The organism is Rhizobium changzhiense, assembly GCF_013087625.1.
GTDB classification, from domain to species: Bacteria; Pseudomonadota; Alphaproteobacteria; order Rhizobiales; family Rhizobiaceae; genus Rhizobium; species Rhizobium sophorae.
Genome location: NZ_JABFCQ010000001.1, coordinates 834589 through 850295 on the forward strand (window position 1 = coordinate 834589; position 15707 = coordinate 850295).

Genomic DNA, 15707 nt, shown 5'->3' on the forward strand with positions numbered 1-15707 from the left:
TTGTTGATATTGGATTTGCCGGAGGAAAGGCCGATCTAGCCGTTGACGAAAGCCATGTCGGCCGCCGTCAGCTCGATATTGCGCAGTTCGCGGTTGACGAGGAAGTTTTCGGTTTCCTGCACCGTTTCGGCCAGTTCGACGCGAGCGTCGAAGCGGGCGCGGAAAGCCTCGATGATCTCGTTGACGATGACCTCGGGGGCGGAGGCGCCGGCGGAAAGGCCAAGCGTCGAAATCGCGCCGATCTCGTCCCAGTCGAGCTCGGCGGCGCGCTGCACGAGGATCGATTTTTTCGCCCCTGCCCTCAGCGCCACTTCGACGAGGCGCTTGGAGTTGGACGAATTCGGCGCGCCGACGATGATGAAGAGATCGCAGCCGGGGGCTGCCTGCTTCACCACTTCCTGGCGGTTGGTCGTCGCATAACAGATCGAGTCCGCTGCCGGCGCCGTCAGGTTGGGGAAGCGCTCGTGCAGGCGGGTGATGACGCCGGCCGTATCGTCGACCGACAGCGTCGTCTGGGTGACATAGCCGAGATTGTCGGGATCAACGGGGACATAGGCGTCGGCATCCTCGATCGTCTCGATCAGCGAGACCGAACCCTCCGGCAACTGACCCATCGTGCCGATCACCTCGGGATGGCCGGCATGGCCGATGAGGACGACATGGCGGCCGAGGCGATTGTGGCGCATCGCCTGCTTGTGGACCTTGGAGACCAGTGGGCAGGTGGCGTCGAGATAAAAGAGGTTGCGGCTCGCCGCATCCTCCGGCACCGATTTCGGCACGCCATGGGCGGAAAAAACCACCGGCTGGGCGCGATGTTCGGCCGGGATCTCGTCCAGTTCCTCGACGAAGACGGCGCCCTTGGCCTCCAGCCCCTCGACGACATAGCGATTGTGGACGATCTCGTGGCGCACATAGACCGGGGCGCCATAGGATTTCAGCGCCAGCACGACGATCTGGATGGCGCGGTCGACGCCGGCACAAAAGCCGCGCGGGCCACAGAGCCTGATCGTCAAAGGAGGTTTCGCCGCAATATTCATGTCTGTTCCGGGTTTTAGAGATTTAGGGACCTCTAGCCCAATATGGTCGAGAATTGAAGTGATACTATTGCGGAGGTGTCTTGGCGCCCTTGCGGAACCAGGAGATCGCCACCACGACGACAAGCACGGCGGCCAGCCCGTACCAGGTGAAAGCATATTGCAGATGGTCGTTCGGAACATCCACCTGGGTGACGCCGCCGATCGGCAGGCCGGCCGGATTGGGGGTGGAATCGGCATCGACGAAAAAGGGAATGACGCTCGCTTTCTCCAGCCCGACGCTCTCGGCCATGACGTCGAGATCCTTCCAGTAGAAGATATTCTTGGCGACGTCGTTGTCAGGCACCACCCAGGAAGGCTTGCCGGGAAGCTTTTCGCGCGCCAGGCCGGTGACGGTCTGCTGATCCGTCAGCTGGCCCTGCATGCGCATTTCCGGCTCCTTGTTGTCATAGGGGACGAAGCCGCGATTGACGAAGAGAATGCGGCCGTCGGCAAACTCCAGCGGGGTATAGATGTAATAGCCGGTCTGGCCGCGCCAGGTGGCGAAGAAGTGCCGCTCCTTGTTGTTGATGTAGCGGCCGGTGGCGGTCACCTTGCGGTATTCGATGTCGCCGCCTGCAGCCGCCATCGCCTCGATGTCGGCGAGCGGCACGGGGGCTGCTGCCTGCCGAGCGGCGATATCGGCGATCAGGCCCTCTTTCCAGTGCAGGCGCTCCACCTGCCAGGTACCGAGCGAAATCAGGATGGCAAGGGCGATCAGCACCAGGATGCCGGTGAAAACCGGCAGCCGGCGGCGCGGCGCGGCATGGTCGATATCAGTCACTCAGGCGTCCTTCGCGGGCATTATGGCGGTATTGCATGGCGATCAGGATGCCCTTGAACCAGCGCAGCGTCGTGAGCGACAGGATGATGGTCAGCGGAGCGAAGAGCAGGATATGCACCCAGATCGGCGGCCCGTAATTCACCTGCAGCCACAGCACCATGCCGATGACGATGAAGCCGACGATGAGGATGACGAAGACGGCGGGACCGTCACCGGAATCGGCAAAGGAATAATCGAGGCCGCAGGCCGCACAGCGCGGCTTTACGCCGAGCAGACCATCGAACAGCTTGCCCTGGCCGCAGCGCGGGCAGCAGCCCTTGATGCCTGTTTTCACCGGATCGACGGGCGGAAAATGGGCGCTGTCCTCGTTCATTCCATTCCTTTGCGTAACCTTGGCGGCCGCGGCTTTTTCGATGCTGCCTTAACTCTCCCATAAATTATTCGCAGGACGAAGGGAAATGCCTGCGCGATTTCGTCCCACTGATAGTTCCCCACATCGGAATCGATGTGAGGAACTATCCAGCAATTCAAAGTGTTACAGCGTCCTTACCACGTCTGAAAAGTCGCGCGGCGCTGGTGTGATTCGCGCCAAACAGAAGAAGAAGACTGATGACCAATGATAGCCATTCCGTGCAGATCATTATCCTGAACGGCGCGCCGCGGAGCGGCAAATCAAGCATCGCGCGCGCAGTACAGGAACAGTTCGAGGGGCCGTGGCTCAACCTCGGCGTCGACAGCTACAATGCCATGACACCGAAGCGCTACCTTCCGGGCATTGGCCTCAGGCCGGGCGGCGAACGGCCCGACCTGGAGGAACTGGTGCCGTTCTTTTATGCAGCACTCTACGAATCGATCGCCATCCATGCCAGCCTGGGGCTCAATGTCATCGCCGATCTCGGCCACCATGACAGCTATTCGCAGCCACTCGGCATCCTCGGCGATTGCGCCCGGCGACTGGAGGACTTTCCCGTGCTGTTCGTCGGCGTGCGCTGTCCGATCGAGACGATCATGCAGCGGCGCGATATTGCCCAGGAAGGACGCGCGACGCTTTATCTGCGTGCCACGGAGGACGTGCCCATTCCAGAACCGGTGCAACGCTGGCAGGACGCGGTGCATCGCCCCGGCATCTACGATATGGAGGTCGACACATCTGTGCTGACACCGCTCGAATGCGCCGAAGCGATCCGCCACCAGTTGGATCTCGGTATTCCCGAGCCTTCGGCTTTCGAACGGATCGCCGGGGGGCGCTGAGGCGATGAAAAGCAGGCACGGGGCCTGCCTTAGATTGCTGACAAAGCCGGCCAACTCCTCTTTCGTCATGCTCGGACTTGTCCCGGGCATCTGCGACCGGTTGATATGTAGCAGATCCTCGGCACAAGGCCGAGGATGACGCCGAGTAAAGACGAGATTTGCCAACAAAAAAGGCGGGCACGAGGCCCGCCTTTTGCTTGACTATGGTTCCGATCAACCAGCTACCGGTGCGCCCCAGCCGCCCCAGACGTAGATGCAGAAGAACAGGAACAGCCAAACGACGTCGACGAAATGCCAGTACCAGGCCGCTGCCTCGAAGCCGAAATGCTGTTTCGGGGTGAAGTCGCCGCGCAGCGCACGGATCAGGCAGACGCCCAAGAAGATCGTGCCGACGAGGACGTGGAAACCGTGGAAGCCGGTCGCCATGAAGAAGGTCGCGCCGTAGATCGAGCTCTTGAAGGCGAACGGGGCGTGAGCATATTCGTAGGCCTGAACGGCAGAAAAGAACATGCCAAGCAGCACCGTCAGCGTCAGGCCCTGAATCAGGCCCTTGCGGTCGTTGTGCAGCAGCGCATGGTGCGCCCAGGTGACCGTGGTGCCCGAGAGCAGCAGGATGACGGTGTTGTAGATCGGCAGGTGCCAAGGGTCGAGAACCTCGATACCCTTCGGCGGCCAGGTGCCGCCGGTATAGAGGAGGCGCGAGGCCTGGATCGCTTCGTTCGGATAGAGGCTGGCGTCGAAATAGGCCCAGAACCAGGCAACGAAGAACATCACTTCCGAAGCGATGAACATGATCATGCCGTAGCGCAGGTGCAGCGAGACGACGCGGGTGTGGGCGCCCTCATGGGCTTCCTTCACCGTATCGGCCCACCAGCCGTACATGACGTAGAGCACCAGCGCGAAGCCGATGTAGAAAACCCAGGGATTGGCAAGCTCGAAGCCGGCGAGCTTGAACGAACCGCCGTTCAGGTAGCGCATGTAGGAGACCCCGCCGAGCGCCATGATGAAGGCGCCGAGCGAGGCTAGAATCGGCCATGGGCTCGGATCGATGATGTGATAGTCGTGATTCTTCTGATGAGCATCGGCCATGTCGCTATCCCCGGATGTCTTCCTTCACTCCGCTCCCGGCATAGCCGGAAACGAGCCTTGATCAAAGTTTCTTTTCAATCTTCTCCGCTCCACCCTCATTCGAAGCCACCGGCTTCGGACCCTCTTTCGGGTAGAACGTATATGACAGCGTAACCGTATGGATGTTCTTCGATTCCACCGCCTTGACGATTTCAGGATCGATGTAGAACACCACCGGCATGTCGAGCTTCTCGCCCGGCTTCAGGTCCGTTTCCGTAAAGCAGAAACATTGCACCTTGTTGAAATAGACGCCGGCTTCGCCTGGCGTGACGTTGAAAACCGCCTGGCCGCGCTGGGTCTCGTTAGAACGATTCTCGGCGGTGAAATTGACCTGGATGGTCTCGCCGATCTTCGGATTGACCTCGCGCTCGACCGGCTTGAAGTCCCATTGCAGGCCGGGGGCGACATTGGCGTCGAAGGTGACGCGCATCGTGCGGTCGAGCACGACGCTCGACACCTGGTCGACGCGCTGCGTCGTGCCGTTATAGCCGGTCACCTGGCAGAAGATGCGGTAGAGCGGCACGGCGGCATAGCTCATCGCGCCCATGCCGAAGACGAAGCTCAGGCACATCATGACGACGGCGCCGTTGTTGCGGACCTGCTTCTTCGGTGCGGCGGGGTTATCGCTCATCCGGCCGTTCCCCCGCCGATCTTCACGATTGCCATCACGTAGAAGAGAACGACGAGGCCGGCAAGCACCAGCCCCAGCGCGATGTTGCGGTTGCGGCGCGACTTGAGCTGCTTTTCCGTGAGCTTTACCAATTCCATCAGAACCAACCTCCCGCATGCGAGACCAGCACCGACGCCAGCCGGTCGATCATCAAGGCGGAGAACACGGCGAAGAGATAAAAGATCGAGAAGCCGAAAAGCTTCTTCGCCGGGATCATCTTCAAATCGCCGTCGGGCATGCGCCAGACGGCGATGGAACAGTATAGGAATATCGCGCCGAGGGCGGCGGCGACAAAGCCATAACCGAGGCTTGCGAAACCGAGGAAGGACGGCAAGACCGCGCAGACGGCGGTCAGCACCGCATAGGCGACGATCTGATGCTTGGTCACCCGTTCGCCGGCAACGTTCGGCAGCATCGGCACGCCGACGGCCTCGTAGTCGCGCATCTTGAAGAGGGCAAGCGCCCAGAAATGCGCCGGCGTCCACAGGAAGATGATCATGAAGAGAACGGTGCTCTCGATCGTCACGCTGTTGGTCACGCAGGCCCAGCCGATCATCGGCGGAAAGGCGCCGGCAGCACCGCCGATGACGATATTCTGCGGCGTCGAGCGCTTCAGCCACATGGTGTAGACGACGGCGTAGAAGAAGATGGTGAAGGCGAGGATGCCGGCCGAGAGCCAGTTGACGGCGAGACCAAGAATCACGACCGAGAAGCCGGACAGCACCAGGCCGAAGGCGAGCGCCTCGGAGGGCGCGATGCGGCCGGCCGGGATCGGACGGTTGGCGGTGCGGCTCATGATGGCGTCGATATCGGCGTCATACCACATGTTCAGCGCGCCGGAGGCGCCGGCGCCCACGGCGATGCAGAGGATGGCGATCAGGCCGAGGACGGGATGGATGTGGCCCGGCGCCAGCACGAGACCGGCAAAGGCAGTGAAGACCACGAGCGACATGACCCGTGGCTTCAACAATTCGAAATAATCGCGCGCACTCGCTTCCGACAATTCGCCGTCCTTTGCAAGCGCCCCGTGATTGTCGATAACCGTCATCATTCCGTCCTGAATGTCTTACGATCAGGACGCCGTATCGAATGCGGCGTCCCGATGTCCGCGCAATTTACTTGATGCGCGGAAGCTGTTCCCACTGGTGATAGGGCGGCGGCGAAGGCAGCTGCCATTCGAGCGTCGTTGCGCCCTCACCCCACGGATTGTCGCCGGCGACACGCTTCCTGGCAAAGGCTTCGAAGACGCCGTAGAGGAAGATCAGCACACCGAAGGCCGAGATGTAAGAGCCGATCGAGGAAACATAGTTCCAGCCGGCAAAGGCATCCGGATAATCGATGTAGCGGCGCGGCATGCCGGCGAGACCGAGGAAGTGCTGCGGGAAGAACACCAGGTTGACGCCGATGAACATGATCCAGAAATGCAGCTTGCCGACCAGCTCATTGTACATGTAGCCGGTCATCTTCGGGAACCAGTAGTACCAGCCGGCGAAGATCGCGAATACGGCGCCGAGCGACAGAACGTAGTGGAAGTGAGCCACGACGTAATAGGTGTCATGCAACGAGCGGTCGAGACCGGCATTGGCGAGCTGGACGCCGGTGACGCCGCCGACCGTGAACAGGAAGATGAAGCCGATCGCCCAGAGCATCGGCGTGCGGAACGAGATCGAGCCGCCCCACATCGTCGCGATCCAGGAGAAGATCTTCACGCCCGTCGGAACGGCGATGACCATCGTCGCGAAGACGAAGTAGCGCTGCGCGTCGAGCGACAGGCCGACCGTGTACATGTGGTGGGCCCAGACGACGAAACCGACGGCGCCGATCGCAACCATGGCGTAAGCCATGCCGAGATAGCCGAAGATCGGCTTCTTCGAGAAGGTCGAGATGATGTGGCTGACCATGCCGAAGCCCGGCAGGATGAGGATGTAAACCTCGGGGTGACCGAAGAACCAGAACAGGTGCTGGTAGAGGATCGGGTCGCCGCCGCCTTCCGGAGAGAAGAAAGCAGTGCCGAAATTGCGGTCGGTGAGCAGCATGGTGATGCCGCCTGCCAGAACCGGCAGCGACAGCAGCAGCAGGAAGGCGGTGATCAGCACGGACCAGGCAAACAGCGGCATCTTGTGCAGCGTCATGCCGGGGGCGCGCATGTTGAGGATCGTGGTGATGAAGTTGATCGCACCGAGGATCGAAGAGGCGCCGGCAATGTGGAGCGCGAAGATCGCAAGATCCACCGCCGGTCCGGGCGTGCCGCTCGTCGCAAGCGGCGGATACATCGTCCAGCCGCCGCCGGTGCCGTAAGCGCCTGCCGGACCCTCGACGAACATCGACAACAGCAGGAGAATGAAGGCGGGAACGATCAGCCAGAAGGAAATGTTGTTCAGACGCGGGAAGGCCATATCAGGCGCGCCGATCATGATCGGCACCATCCAGTTGGCAAAACCGCCGATCATCGCCGGCATGACCATGAAGAAGATCATGATCAGCGCGTGCGCCGTCGTGAACATGTTGAACATCTGCTTGGCGCCGTCGATCGCGGCATCGCCCTCATAGCCGTAGACCATCGAGGCCAGGCCGTGGAAGATCTGGATGCCCGGATCCTGCAGTTCCATGCGCATGGCAACCGACAGCGCGCCGCCGATGATGCCGGCAATGATCGCGAAGATCAGGTAGAGCGTGCCGATGTCCTTGTGGTTGGTCGAGAACAGCCAACGATTGGCAAAGCTCGGCTTGTGCCCGTGATCGTGATCGTCATGCGCGTGGTCATGGTGGGCGGTGTGATCGCCATGCGTGCGATCGTGATCATGAGAATGATCGTCTTGAGCGGAAGGTCCAGCCATTGTCCCGATCCCCTTAATTACTGTGCTTCGGCGACGTCGACGGTCTTTGCGGGACCATCGGTTGCGGCCATGAGTGTCTTGTAGGCGCCGGGCAGGTCACTGGCGGCCGTGGTCAGCCACTGCTTGTACTTGTCCTCGGAGACGACGCGGATGGCGATCGGCATGAACGCATGGTCCTTGCCGCAGAGCTCGGAACACTGGCCGTAGAACAGGCCTTCGCGCTCGGCCTTGAACCAGGTCTCGTTCAGGCGGCCCGGCACGGCATCGATCTTGACGCCGAAGGACGGCATGGCGAAAGCGTGGATGACGTCGGTGGGCGCTGCAGTCACGAGAACGCGCACCGTCTTGTTGACCGGCAGGACCAGTTCGTTATCGACGGCGAGAAGCCGCGGATAGATCGACTTGTCTTCCTTGCCGGCGGCCGCGCGATCCTGATCCTTCAAGATAAAGGAATCGAAAGCCAGCGGGCTTTCGCCCGAACCTTCATATTCGTAGTTCCACTGCCACTGGGTGGCGGTCGCCTTGATCGTCACGTCGGGGTTTTCGGGCAGCGTCAGCTGCGCCGTCAGCAGGTTGAACGAGGGAATGGCAAGAAAAAGCAGCACCAGGACCGGCCCGAGGGTCCAGGCAATCTCGATCAGCGTATTGTGGCTCGTCTTCGAGGGAACTGGGTTCGCGCTGGCGCGGAACCTGAAACAGACGACGATCAGCAGGACCAGCACGAAGAGCGTGATCGGAACAATAAATATCAGCGTATATTGTTCGAACCAGTGGATTTCCCGCATGATCGGCGTTGCCGCCGGCTGCAGCGTCGCCTGCCACGGCGTCGGCTGGTCGGCATATGTGCCGGAAGCAAAAAGCAGACAGACCAGCGTGGTCAGGGCTGCATAAGCCTTCTTCATCACCTTATTATCTCCCTCGAGCGCTTGACCTGCAAAATAGAACGCAGAATCCTTGCCATCTTCAGCGCTTCAAACCACAGTTTGGCATTCGCCGCAACAGGTCAGAGCAATTGTCTATGCGGCATTTTTGCTCAAAGCATAGGCAGGCTGGAACGGCAAAACATCCCAAGTTTTTCATCAGCATATGAAAAATCGGCTTTGCGGCCAATCCGCGCGCGAAACATTATTTCGCAAAGGTCCAATTTCCGCCGCAGTCCCCCGGTTTTCACGGGGTGGGGCTTTTCATTTTTGGTGGGCAGCTTCAACAATAGCCGCAATGATTCGATATCCAGAGGTTTCCATGGGCTTCCGTTCCCTCGCGCAGTCGCTTCTCCTGACTGCCAGCATCGCGGCCGCAGTGACGACGCCCGTTTTCGCACAGCAGCAACCCGCCCCCTCGCAGGCCAAGCCTCCGGCTGCCGCACCGGCACCTGCTCCCGCCCCGGCGCCGCAACAGCCGAGTGCAGCCAAACCGAATGTCGAACCGGTGACACCTGGCCAGACGCAGCCGCCGGCACCGGGCACGGTGAAATCCAATCATGGCGCATGGTCCGTCGTCTGCGACAAGCCGGCCGGTGCTTCGACCGAACAATGCGCGCTGATGCAAAATGTCATCGCCGAGGATCGGCCGGAAGTCGGGCTTTCCGTCGTCGTGCTGAAGACGGCCGACCGCAAGTCGAAGATCCTGCGCGTGCTGGCACCACTCGGCGTGCTGCTGCCGAACGGCCTCGGGCTCAATGTCGACGGCAAGGATATCGGCCGCGCCTATTTCGTCCGCTGCTTTGCCGACGGCTGCTACGCCGAAGTCGTGCTCGAGGACGAACTGCTGAAGACCTTCCGCAGCGGCGCCCAGGCAACCTTCATCGTCTTCCAGACCCCGGAAGAAGGCATCGGCATCCCCGTCGATCTCAAGGGCTTCGCCGAAGGTTTCGACGCTCTGCCGTGAGGCGGGGGCTGCGACGTCTCGATTCCCTCTTCTCCCCAGCGGGGAGAAGGTGCCCGTAGGGCGGATGAGGGGGCCGGCGAAGCCGGTCTTTTCAACAACGCCCATACGGGCTTCGACAGCGCTGGCGTCATCTCGACCATGCTCAGGGTCTTGTGGGCGCGGTGTTATCGTTAGCGAACCGGGAATAGGGTTTACGTGAAGGATGTGCCGTGTGGCCCCCTCATCCGCCTGCCGGCACCTTCTCCCCGAGGGGAGAAGAGATTGCGCCGCGCCCTCTCCGTTCCCCGCCAACTCATCACATGGTACGTTCCATCTCGCCACATCATCCTTGCCCAACAAAGAATAATTCGACGGCGGGGCTTCACTCCTTATTATGTGGAGCCCTATCTAGGGTGTAAGCGCATTCCTGAACGCATGCCCATTGGAGCCATATCATGACCACCGATCTCCTGACGCTTTTCGATGCCGATGAAGCGACGATGCGCAAGCACGTGGCCGAGGCGCTGTCCGGGGCCGATGACGGCGAACTGTTCATCGAGCATGCGCAGGCAGAAGCGCTGACCTTCGACAATGGCCGGCTCAAAGGCGGCAGCTTCAACACTGAACAGGGTTTCGGCCTGCGCGCCGTTGCCGGCGAAGCGGTCGGTTATGCCCATGCCGGCGATCTCTCGGTGTCGGCGTTGAAGCGGGCGGCCGATGCCGTCGGCGCAGTGACACGCGGCTATTCCGGCTCCTATGCGGCAGCACCCCAGGGCACCAACAAGAAATTCTACAGCGACGAGAACCCGATCGGCCAGCCGAGCTTCGAGGAGAAGGTCAAGGTCCTGCAGGACATCGACGCCTATCTCAGGGGCAAGGATGACAAGGTTCGGCAGGTGACGGCCTCGGTCGCCGCAAGCTGGCAGGTCGTCGATATCCTGCGCGCCGACGGACATCGTGTGCGCGACATCAGGCCGATGACGCGCATCAACATTTCGGTGATGGTCGGCGAAGGCGAGCGGCAGGAGAGCGGCTCCTACGGCAGCGGCGGGCGCATCGGCTTCGGCGACTTCATCGCCGAGGGCAGCTGGCAATACGGCGCCGACGAGGCGCTGCGCCAGGCGCTCGTCAACCTCGAGGCAATCGATGCGCCGGCAGGCACGATGGATGTCGTGCTCGGCTCCGGCTGGCCGGGCGTGATGCTTCACGAGGCTGTCGGTCACGGGCTGGAAGGCGATTTCAACCGCAAGAAGACCTCGGCCTTTGCCGGCCTTCTCGGCCAGATGGTCGCCGCTCCCGGCGTCACCGTCGTCGATGACGGCACGATCGACAGTCGCCGCGGCTCGATCACCATCGACGACGAGGGCACGCCGTCCGCCTACAACGTGCTGATCGAGAACGGCAAGCTCGTCGGCTATATGCAGGATCGGCAGAATGCCCGGCTGATGGGCATGGCACCCACCGGCAACGGCCGCCGCCAGGGCTATTCCCATGTGCCGATGCCGCGCATGACCAACACCTATATGCTCGGCGGCGACAAGACGCCTGAGGAAATCATCGCCTCGGTGAAGAAGGGCATCTATGCCGTCTCCTTCGGCGGCGGCCAGGTGGACATCACCTCCGGCAAGTTCGTCTTCGGCTGCACCGAGGCCTATCTGATTGAGAACGGCAAGGTCGGCGCGCCGATCAAGGGCGCGATGCTGATCGGCAATGGCCCGGATGCGATGAAGCGGGTGTCGATGATCGGTAACGACATGAAGCTCGATACAGGCATCGGCAATTGCGGCAAGGCCGGCCAATGGGTTCCCGTCGGCGTCGGCCAACCGCATCTGCGCATGGATCAGGTGACGGTCGGCGGCACGCAGACCTGAGGCAGGAGGGATCGGCTGATGACGGACATCGAAATCAGAACCTTCACAGCCGATGACGCCGATGCCGTGCTTTCGGTGATCCTGCCGATCCAGCGCGAGGAATTCGGTATCGACATCACCGCCGATGAGCAGCCGGATCTCAGGGTCATCCCGGATTTCTATCAGTCCGGCAAGGGGCAGTTCTGGGTCGCCGTCAAAGACGGCGCCATCGTCGGCACGGTCGGGCTGAAGGATATCGGCAACAACCAGGCGGCGCTACGCAAGATGTTCGTCTCAGCCGCGGTTCGCGGCCGCGAACATGGTGTGGCGGCCCTGCTCCTCGATCGGCTGCTTGCCCATGCCAGGGATGCCGGCCTCACCGATATCTTCCTCGGCACGACGGACAAGTTCGTCGCCGCGCATCGCTTCTACGAGAAGAACGGCTTTAGCGAGATCGCCAAAAGCGCCCTGCCCCGCTCCTTCCCGCTGATGGCGGTGGACAGCAAATTCTACCGTTATAAGGTCGGCTGACTTCACTTCGGAAAGATCATGATGCGGCTGATTTCGCGATGGCAGAATTCGGCGGGGGAACGGGTGCGGATCGCCCTCAATCTCAAGGGCATTGCCTACCGCTATGTGCCTGTGAGCTCGCTGGAGCCCGGCGAGTATCGCCGGCTCAATCCGCAGGGGCTGCTGCCAGCGCTCGATATCGGCGGCGGCCATGTCGTGCCGCAGTCGTCAGCGATCCTCTCCTATATCGAGGAGACCTATCCCGATCCGAGCCTCCTGCCCGAGGATCCCGCACTGCGCGCCGAAGCGAGAGGTTTTGCCGCCCATATCGCTTCGGAAATGCACGCTCTGACAGTTCAGCGCGTCCGGCATTTCCAGCGCGATGACCTCGGCGCTGGTGAAGCGGAAGTGAAACGCTGGCTAGCGCACTGGCTGAGCCTTGGCTTTACCGCGCTCGAAGAGACGCTCGCGCGGCGTCAGAGCCCGTCACCCTTCTGTTTCGGCGATCGTCCGAGCTGGGCCGACCTGCACCTCATTCCGCAGATGAGCAGTGCCCGCCGTCTCGGCCACGATCTGACGCCCTACCCTCTGCTGCTTGCGGTCGAGCAGCGGTGTGTGACGCTCGAAGCCTTCCGGGCGGCAAGGCCGGAGGCGCAGCCGGATTTTCCGAAGACGGACGGCCAAGCCGAAACTGCGTCATATTGAATATGCCATTGCCGAAAACCGCCCGCACTTTCGCACGACATGCATCAGCTCTTCGGCACCTCCACCGGTCGAAACAGCCACTTCCGTTCGATCGCGGCGGCAAGATCGAGATCGTTGTGGCGGGCAAACAGCAGAAGATGGCCGAGAACGTCGGCTGTCTCGTCGGCGAGGTCGCGCTGCATGTCTTCAAGCGAGCGGCCCTTCGCACGGCCGCGGCCGGTCAGCCGGTTCCATGCCTGGGTCAGTTCACCCATTTCCTCCTGCAGCTTCAGCAGGAACCAGTCGGCATCACGCTCGATGTTGTTGGCAGCGACGTGAACAGAGGATGAGATTTCGAACTGGTCGGCAAGACGACGCAACATGGGCGTTCTCCTTTTGTTTATGGAGGAGACGCTGATTCCCGATGCTTGTCCAGAGTGAATTGCCGCAGTGCCGGGGCGGCGATCAGCTGTGGTCCGGCAGCAGCATGCAGTCATAGGAGCGCTGCTTCAGCGCATCGCAGGCCGAGACGGCGGCATCCTTGCTGGCGAAACCGATGAAGCGGGCGCGATAGATCTTGTTGGCCCCCTGCCCAACCGCTTCGGTATAGGGCGAAGCGGAGACGAGCGGCGCGCCGCCTTCAGACTGGGCCTGGGCAAGAAGCGCACGCGCCGCATCGGCGCTGGGAGCGGCCGAGATCTGGATCTGCCAGTCGCCATCGGCCTTTTTCGCCGCGGTTTTCGATGTCTTGCCGGCGTTGAGGATCTCGTCCATCGCGACGGGGCGCTCCAGCGGCACGACGGCGTCATCGGCATAGGCAAGGCTCTTTGCTGCGAGATCGTCGACTTGCCGCGGTGCGTTGAACGGCACCGGGACATCGGAAGCCTCGGCGGCGGACGCGACTTCGACGGGCTCCTTGGCGCCGACACTCGCCACCAGCTTTGCGCCGCCGGAAGACGAGGCGCGGCCGAGATAACGGTCGAGCAAACCAGCCATCTTGGCGTCGCGGCTGCGGGCGGTGCGGCCGCCGAGCACGACGCCGACCACGCGGCGGTTGCCGTCTCTGACGGCGCTGACGAGATTGAAGCCGGAAGCGTTGGTATAACCGGTCTTGATGCCGTCCATGCCCTGGTAGCGATACATGAGATTGTTGTGGCCGCGCACGGTGCGGCCGCGGAAATTGAAACTGGCCGCCGAAAACAGCCGGTATTCGTTCGGATAATTCTTCATCAGCGCAATGGCGAGCGTCGACATGTCACGCGCCGTCGTGACCTGACGGCCGTCCGGCAGGCCGGAGGCGTTGATGAAGACGGTACGGCTCATGCCGAGCTGGCGGGCTTTGGCGGTCATCACCCGGGCAAAGCCGCTTTCCGAGCCGGCGAGCTTCTCGCCCATGGCGGCAGCGGCATCATTGGCGGATTTGATGATCATGCCATAGACCGCCTCGCGCACGGTGATTGTGCCGCCCGCCTTGACGCCAAGCTTGGTCGGCGGGCGTGCAGCGGCGTATTTCGACATCTTGATCGGCGTATCCCAGGTGATCTTGCCGCGCTTCAGCGCCTCGAAGGTGAGATAGAGCGTCATCATCTTCGTCAGCGACGCCGGATGGTTCAGCGTATCGGCGTTTTCGGAGGCGAGAACCTTACCGGTCCGGGCATCGAGGATCAGCGAAGCGCTGCCGGCAAGGGCCGCAAGCGGCGCCGAAACGGCAAGCGTTACGGTCAAAACAGCCGCCAAAAGCTTTCTCATGCACTTTCCCCTCATACCCTGGCCCCTCATACGCTGGTCCCTGATGCGCAGCCCTTGATGCGGGCTCTCGGTCAGACCGGCATTTGTGCCGTAATGTGACAGAAGCCGCAAGTTTGGCGCGACTTTGAGGCAACGCCTATCATTTTTCTAGTCTTTTCATCGCCTTGGTAAACAGGAAATGAAAGACCCGTGCCGGATCGGGATTCAGCAACGCTTAAGTCGCACTTGCTAGTTTCCGGAAAAGGCAAGGGACGGGCGCCGCATGACGGGACAATTCAAGCGATTGGGCAAGCGATTGGCGATCGGCGCCGGGCTCGAGTTTTCCTGGCTGCTCGCGTCAGTCGGGCTGATGCGGCAAGCACGCGGGCGCGGCGTCGTCTTCACGCTGCATCATGTTCGCCCGCACCTGCCCCAGGCCTTCGAGCCGAATGCGCATCTCGAAATCACCCCACGCTTTCTCGACGCAGCGCTGCGGCGGCTGCGGCGAGAGGGCTACCGCTTCGTGTCGCTCGATCAGGTGCCGGCGCTGCTGGCCGATCCGCAAGGCGCAAAACCCTTCGCGGCCTTCACGCTCGACGACGGGTACAGCAACAATCTGGAACATGCGCTGCCGGTGTTCGAGCGGCATCAGGCGCCGTTCACGGTGTTCGTCGCCAAGGGTTTTGCCGAAGGCTCTCACAGCATCTGGTGGGAGACGCTCGCCGTCCTCCTGCGCCAGGTGGCCGAAATCCGCTTCGATTTCGGCCGCGGCAGAGAGCGCCTGGCGCTCGACAGCCCGCAGCAGCAATGGCAGGCCTTCGACCGCTTTGCCGCCTACATCCACGGCTCCGACGAGGCGCGCGCCGTTGCCGCCATCGATCTGCTGGCACGCGAAAACGGCATCGAGCCGACGAATATCGTCCGCGAACTGGTGATGGGGCCTGGCGAATTGCAGTGGCTGGCGGCACATCCGCTCGCAACGCTCGGCGCCCATACGATCAGCCATCGGGCGCTCGCCCGGCTGCCGGAAGCCGAAGCGCAAATCGAAATGCAGGTTTCGGCGGATTACGTCGAAGCAGTGACCGGTATCCGTCCCGAGACGATCGCCTATCCCTATGGCACGCCGCAGGCTGCGACCGCCCGCGAGGCGCGTATTGCGCGCAATCTCGGCTTTACCCTCGCGGTCACCACCCAGCCCGGGCAGCCGTCAGCGCAATTGACCGGCTATCTCCCACGCATTTCGCTCAACGGCTTCTATCAGAAGCGACGCTACGTCTCGGCGCTCGCCTCCGGCATACCGCTGAAGCTGATGGGCAGGTAAGCCCG

The 15707-nt window shown here is 61.8% G+C and carries 17 protein-coding genes; 6 read left to right on the forward strand and 11 right to left on the reverse strand.

The annotated features are described in order from the left end of the window. Positions 1-35: 35 nt before the first annotated feature. The 3 genes from ispH to G9X68_RS04285 form a co-directional block, all read right to left on the reverse strand. Positions 36-1037: a 4-hydroxy-3-methylbut-2-enyl diphosphate reductase gene (gene ispH, locus G9X68_RS04275; RefSeq protein WP_011650764.1), complete on the reverse strand. Its 1002-nt coding sequence runs from the start codon at positions 1035-1037 to the stop codon at positions 36-38. Positions 1038-1101: 64 nt separating this feature from the next. Then, entirely contained in the window at positions 1102-1857 is a 756-nt protein-coding gene (locus G9X68_RS04280) for an SURF1 family cytochrome oxidase biogenesis protein (protein WP_171601401.1), read from the reverse strand. Further along, on the reverse strand, positions 1850-2230 hold the full coding sequence (locus G9X68_RS04285; protein WP_168310984.1) for a DUF983 domain-containing protein: 381 nt from the start codon (positions 2228-2230) through the stop codon (positions 1850-1852). Before G9X68_RS04285 ends, G9X68_RS04280 begins: the two co-directional genes overlap by 8 nt. A gap of 236 nt (positions 2231-2466) precedes the next feature. Between G9X68_RS04285 and G9X68_RS04290 the strand changes: the two genes are divergently transcribed. Continuing rightward, a complete protein-coding gene (locus G9X68_RS04290; protein WP_171601402.1) occupies positions 2467-3108 on the forward strand; it encodes a chloramphenicol phosphotransferase CPT family protein in 642 nt (213 codons plus the stop codon). 213 nt (positions 3109-3321) lie between these two features. On the opposite strand, the gene G9X68_RS04295 is transcribed toward G9X68_RS04290, so the two are convergent. The 6 genes from G9X68_RS04295 to coxB form a co-directional block, all read right to left on the reverse strand. After that, on the reverse strand, positions 3322-4197 hold the full coding sequence (locus G9X68_RS04295; protein WP_171601403.1) for a cytochrome c oxidase subunit 3: 876 nt from the start codon (positions 4195-4197) through the stop codon (positions 3322-3324). Between the two features lie 61 nt (positions 4198-4258). Then, positions 4259-4867 (reverse strand): cytochrome c oxidase assembly protein, encoded by a 609-nt coding sequence (locus tag G9X68_RS04300; RefSeq protein ID WP_171601404.1) that lies wholly within the window; start codon positions 4865-4867, stop codon positions 4259-4261. Beyond that, positions 4864-5004, reverse strand: coding sequence for a hypothetical protein (locus G9X68_RS04305; RefSeq protein ID WP_020048779.1), 141 nt, complete (start codon positions 5002-5004; stop codon positions 4864-4866). Before G9X68_RS04305 ends, G9X68_RS04300 begins: the two co-directional genes overlap by 4 nt. After that, positions 5004-5954, reverse strand: coding sequence for a heme o synthase (locus G9X68_RS04310; protein ID WP_171601405.1), 951 nt, complete (start codon positions 5952-5954; stop codon positions 5004-5006). Before G9X68_RS04310 ends, G9X68_RS04305 begins: the two co-directional genes overlap by 1 nt. Positions 5955-6021: 67 nt before the next feature. Beyond that, positions 6022-7743 carry a cytochrome c oxidase subunit I gene (ctaD, locus tag G9X68_RS04315; RefSeq protein ID WP_171601406.1) on the reverse strand — a complete coding sequence of 574 codons (1722 nt, stop codon included), beginning with the start codon at positions 7741-7743 and terminating at the stop codon, positions 6022-6024. 17 nt (positions 7744-7760) lie between these two features. Next, positions 7761-8645 (reverse strand): cytochrome c oxidase subunit II, encoded by an 885-nt coding sequence (gene coxB, locus G9X68_RS04320; RefSeq protein WP_171601407.1) that lies wholly within the window; start codon positions 8643-8645, stop codon positions 7761-7763. 316 nt (positions 8646-8961) lie between these two features. Here coxB and G9X68_RS04325 point away from each other — a divergent pair, with 316 nt between their 5' ends. The 4 genes from G9X68_RS04325 to maiA all read left to right on the forward strand — a co-directional run bounded on the left by G9X68_RS04325 (position 8962) and on the right by maiA (position 12674). Further along, the gene (locus G9X68_RS04325; protein ID WP_171601408.1) at positions 8962-9630 is read left to right on the forward strand and encodes an invasion associated locus B family protein; all 669 of its coding nucleotides are present in this window, start codon (positions 8962-8964) and stop codon (positions 9628-9630) included. Positions 9631-10064: 434 nt separating this feature from the next. Continuing rightward, on the forward strand, positions 10065-11480 hold the full coding sequence (tldD, locus tag G9X68_RS04330; RefSeq protein WP_171601409.1) for a metalloprotease TldD: 1416 nt from the start codon (positions 10065-10067) through the stop codon (positions 11478-11480). A gap of 18 nt (positions 11481-11498) precedes the next feature. Further along, positions 11499-11990, forward strand: a complete 492-nt coding sequence (locus tag G9X68_RS04335; protein ID WP_171601410.1) for a GNAT family N-acetyltransferase — start codon at positions 11499-11501, stop codon at positions 11988-11990. A gap of 18 nt (positions 11991-12008) precedes the next feature. Further along, positions 12009-12674, forward strand: coding sequence for a maleylacetoacetate isomerase (maiA, locus tag G9X68_RS04340; protein WP_244956109.1), 666 nt, complete (start codon positions 12009-12011; stop codon positions 12672-12674). Between the two features lie 44 nt (positions 12675-12718). Here the strand turns inward: maiA and G9X68_RS04345 are convergent, their stop codons facing one another. Beyond that, positions 12719-13036 carry a nucleoside triphosphate pyrophosphohydrolase family protein gene (locus tag G9X68_RS04345; RefSeq protein WP_171601411.1) on the reverse strand — a complete coding sequence of 106 codons (318 nt, stop codon included), beginning with the start codon at positions 13034-13036 and terminating at the stop codon, positions 12719-12721. Between the two features lie 82 nt (positions 13037-13118). After that, a complete protein-coding gene (locus G9X68_RS04350; RefSeq protein ID WP_171601412.1) occupies positions 13119-14402 on the reverse strand; it encodes a D-alanyl-D-alanine carboxypeptidase family protein in 1284 nt (427 codons plus the stop codon). A 262-nt stretch (positions 14403-14664) separates the two neighbouring features. Between G9X68_RS04350 and G9X68_RS04355 the strand changes: the two genes are divergently transcribed. Beyond that, positions 14665-15702, forward strand: coding sequence for a polysaccharide deacetylase family protein (locus G9X68_RS04355; RefSeq protein WP_171601413.1), 1038 nt, complete (start codon positions 14665-14667; stop codon positions 15700-15702). The last annotated feature ends 5 nt before the right edge of the window (positions 15703-15707 follow it).

Bases quoted from the DNA above. Each gene is read 5' to 3' on its own strand.
- ispH (WP_011650764.1), bottom strand. From the start codon at position 1,037: ATGAATATTGCGGCGAAACCTCCTTTGACGATCAGGCTCTGTGGCCCG.
- G9X68_RS04285 (WP_168310984.1), bottom strand. From the start codon at position 2,230: ATGAACGAGGACAGCGCCCATTTTCCGCCCGTCGATCCGGTGAAAACA.
- G9X68_RS04290 (WP_171601402.1), top strand. From the start codon at position 2,467: ATGACCAATGATAGCCATTCCGTGCAGATCATTATCCTGAACGGCGCG.
- G9X68_RS04295 (WP_171601403.1), bottom strand. From the start codon at position 4,197: ATGGCCGATGCTCATCAGAAGAATCACGACTATCACATCATCGATCCG.
- G9X68_RS04300 (WP_171601404.1), bottom strand. From the start codon at position 4,867: ATGAGCGATAACCCCGCCGCACCGAAGAAGCAGGTCCGCAACAACGGC.
- G9X68_RS04305 (WP_020048779.1), bottom strand. From the start codon at position 5,004: ATGGAATTGGTAAAGCTCACGGAAAAGCAGCTCAAGTCGCGCCGCAAC.
- G9X68_RS04310 (WP_171601405.1), bottom strand. From the start codon at position 5,954: ATGACGGTTATCGACAATCACGGGGCGCTTGCAAAGGACGGCGAATTG.
- ctaD (WP_171601406.1), bottom strand. From the start codon at position 7,743: ATGGCTGGACCTTCCGCTCAAGACGATCATTCTCATGATCACGATCGC.
- coxB (WP_171601407.1), bottom strand. From the start codon at position 8,645: ATGAAGAAGGCTTATGCAGCCCTGACCACGCTGGTCTGTCTGCTTTTT.
- G9X68_RS04325 (WP_171601408.1), top strand. From the start codon at position 8,962: ATGATTCGATATCCAGAGGTTTCCATGGGCTTCCGTTCCCTCGCGCAG.
- tldD (WP_171601409.1), top strand. From the start codon at position 10,065: ATGACCACCGATCTCCTGACGCTTTTCGATGCCGATGAAGCGACGATG.
- G9X68_RS04335 (WP_171601410.1), top strand. From the start codon at position 11,499: ATGACGGACATCGAAATCAGAACCTTCACAGCCGATGACGCCGATGCC.
- maiA (WP_244956109.1), top strand. From the start codon at position 12,009: ATGATGCGGCTGATTTCGCGATGGCAGAATTCGGCGGGGGAACGGGTG.
- G9X68_RS04345 (WP_171601411.1), bottom strand. From the start codon at position 13,036: ATGTTGCGTCGTCTTGCCGACCAGTTCGAAATCTCATCCTCTGTTCAC.
- G9X68_RS04350 (WP_171601412.1), bottom strand. From the start codon at position 14,402: ATGAGAAAGCTTTTGGCGGCTGTTTTGACCGTAACGCTTGCCGTTTCG.
- G9X68_RS04355 (WP_171601413.1), top strand. From the start codon at position 14,665: ATGACGGGACAATTCAAGCGATTGGGCAAGCGATTGGCGATCGGCGCC.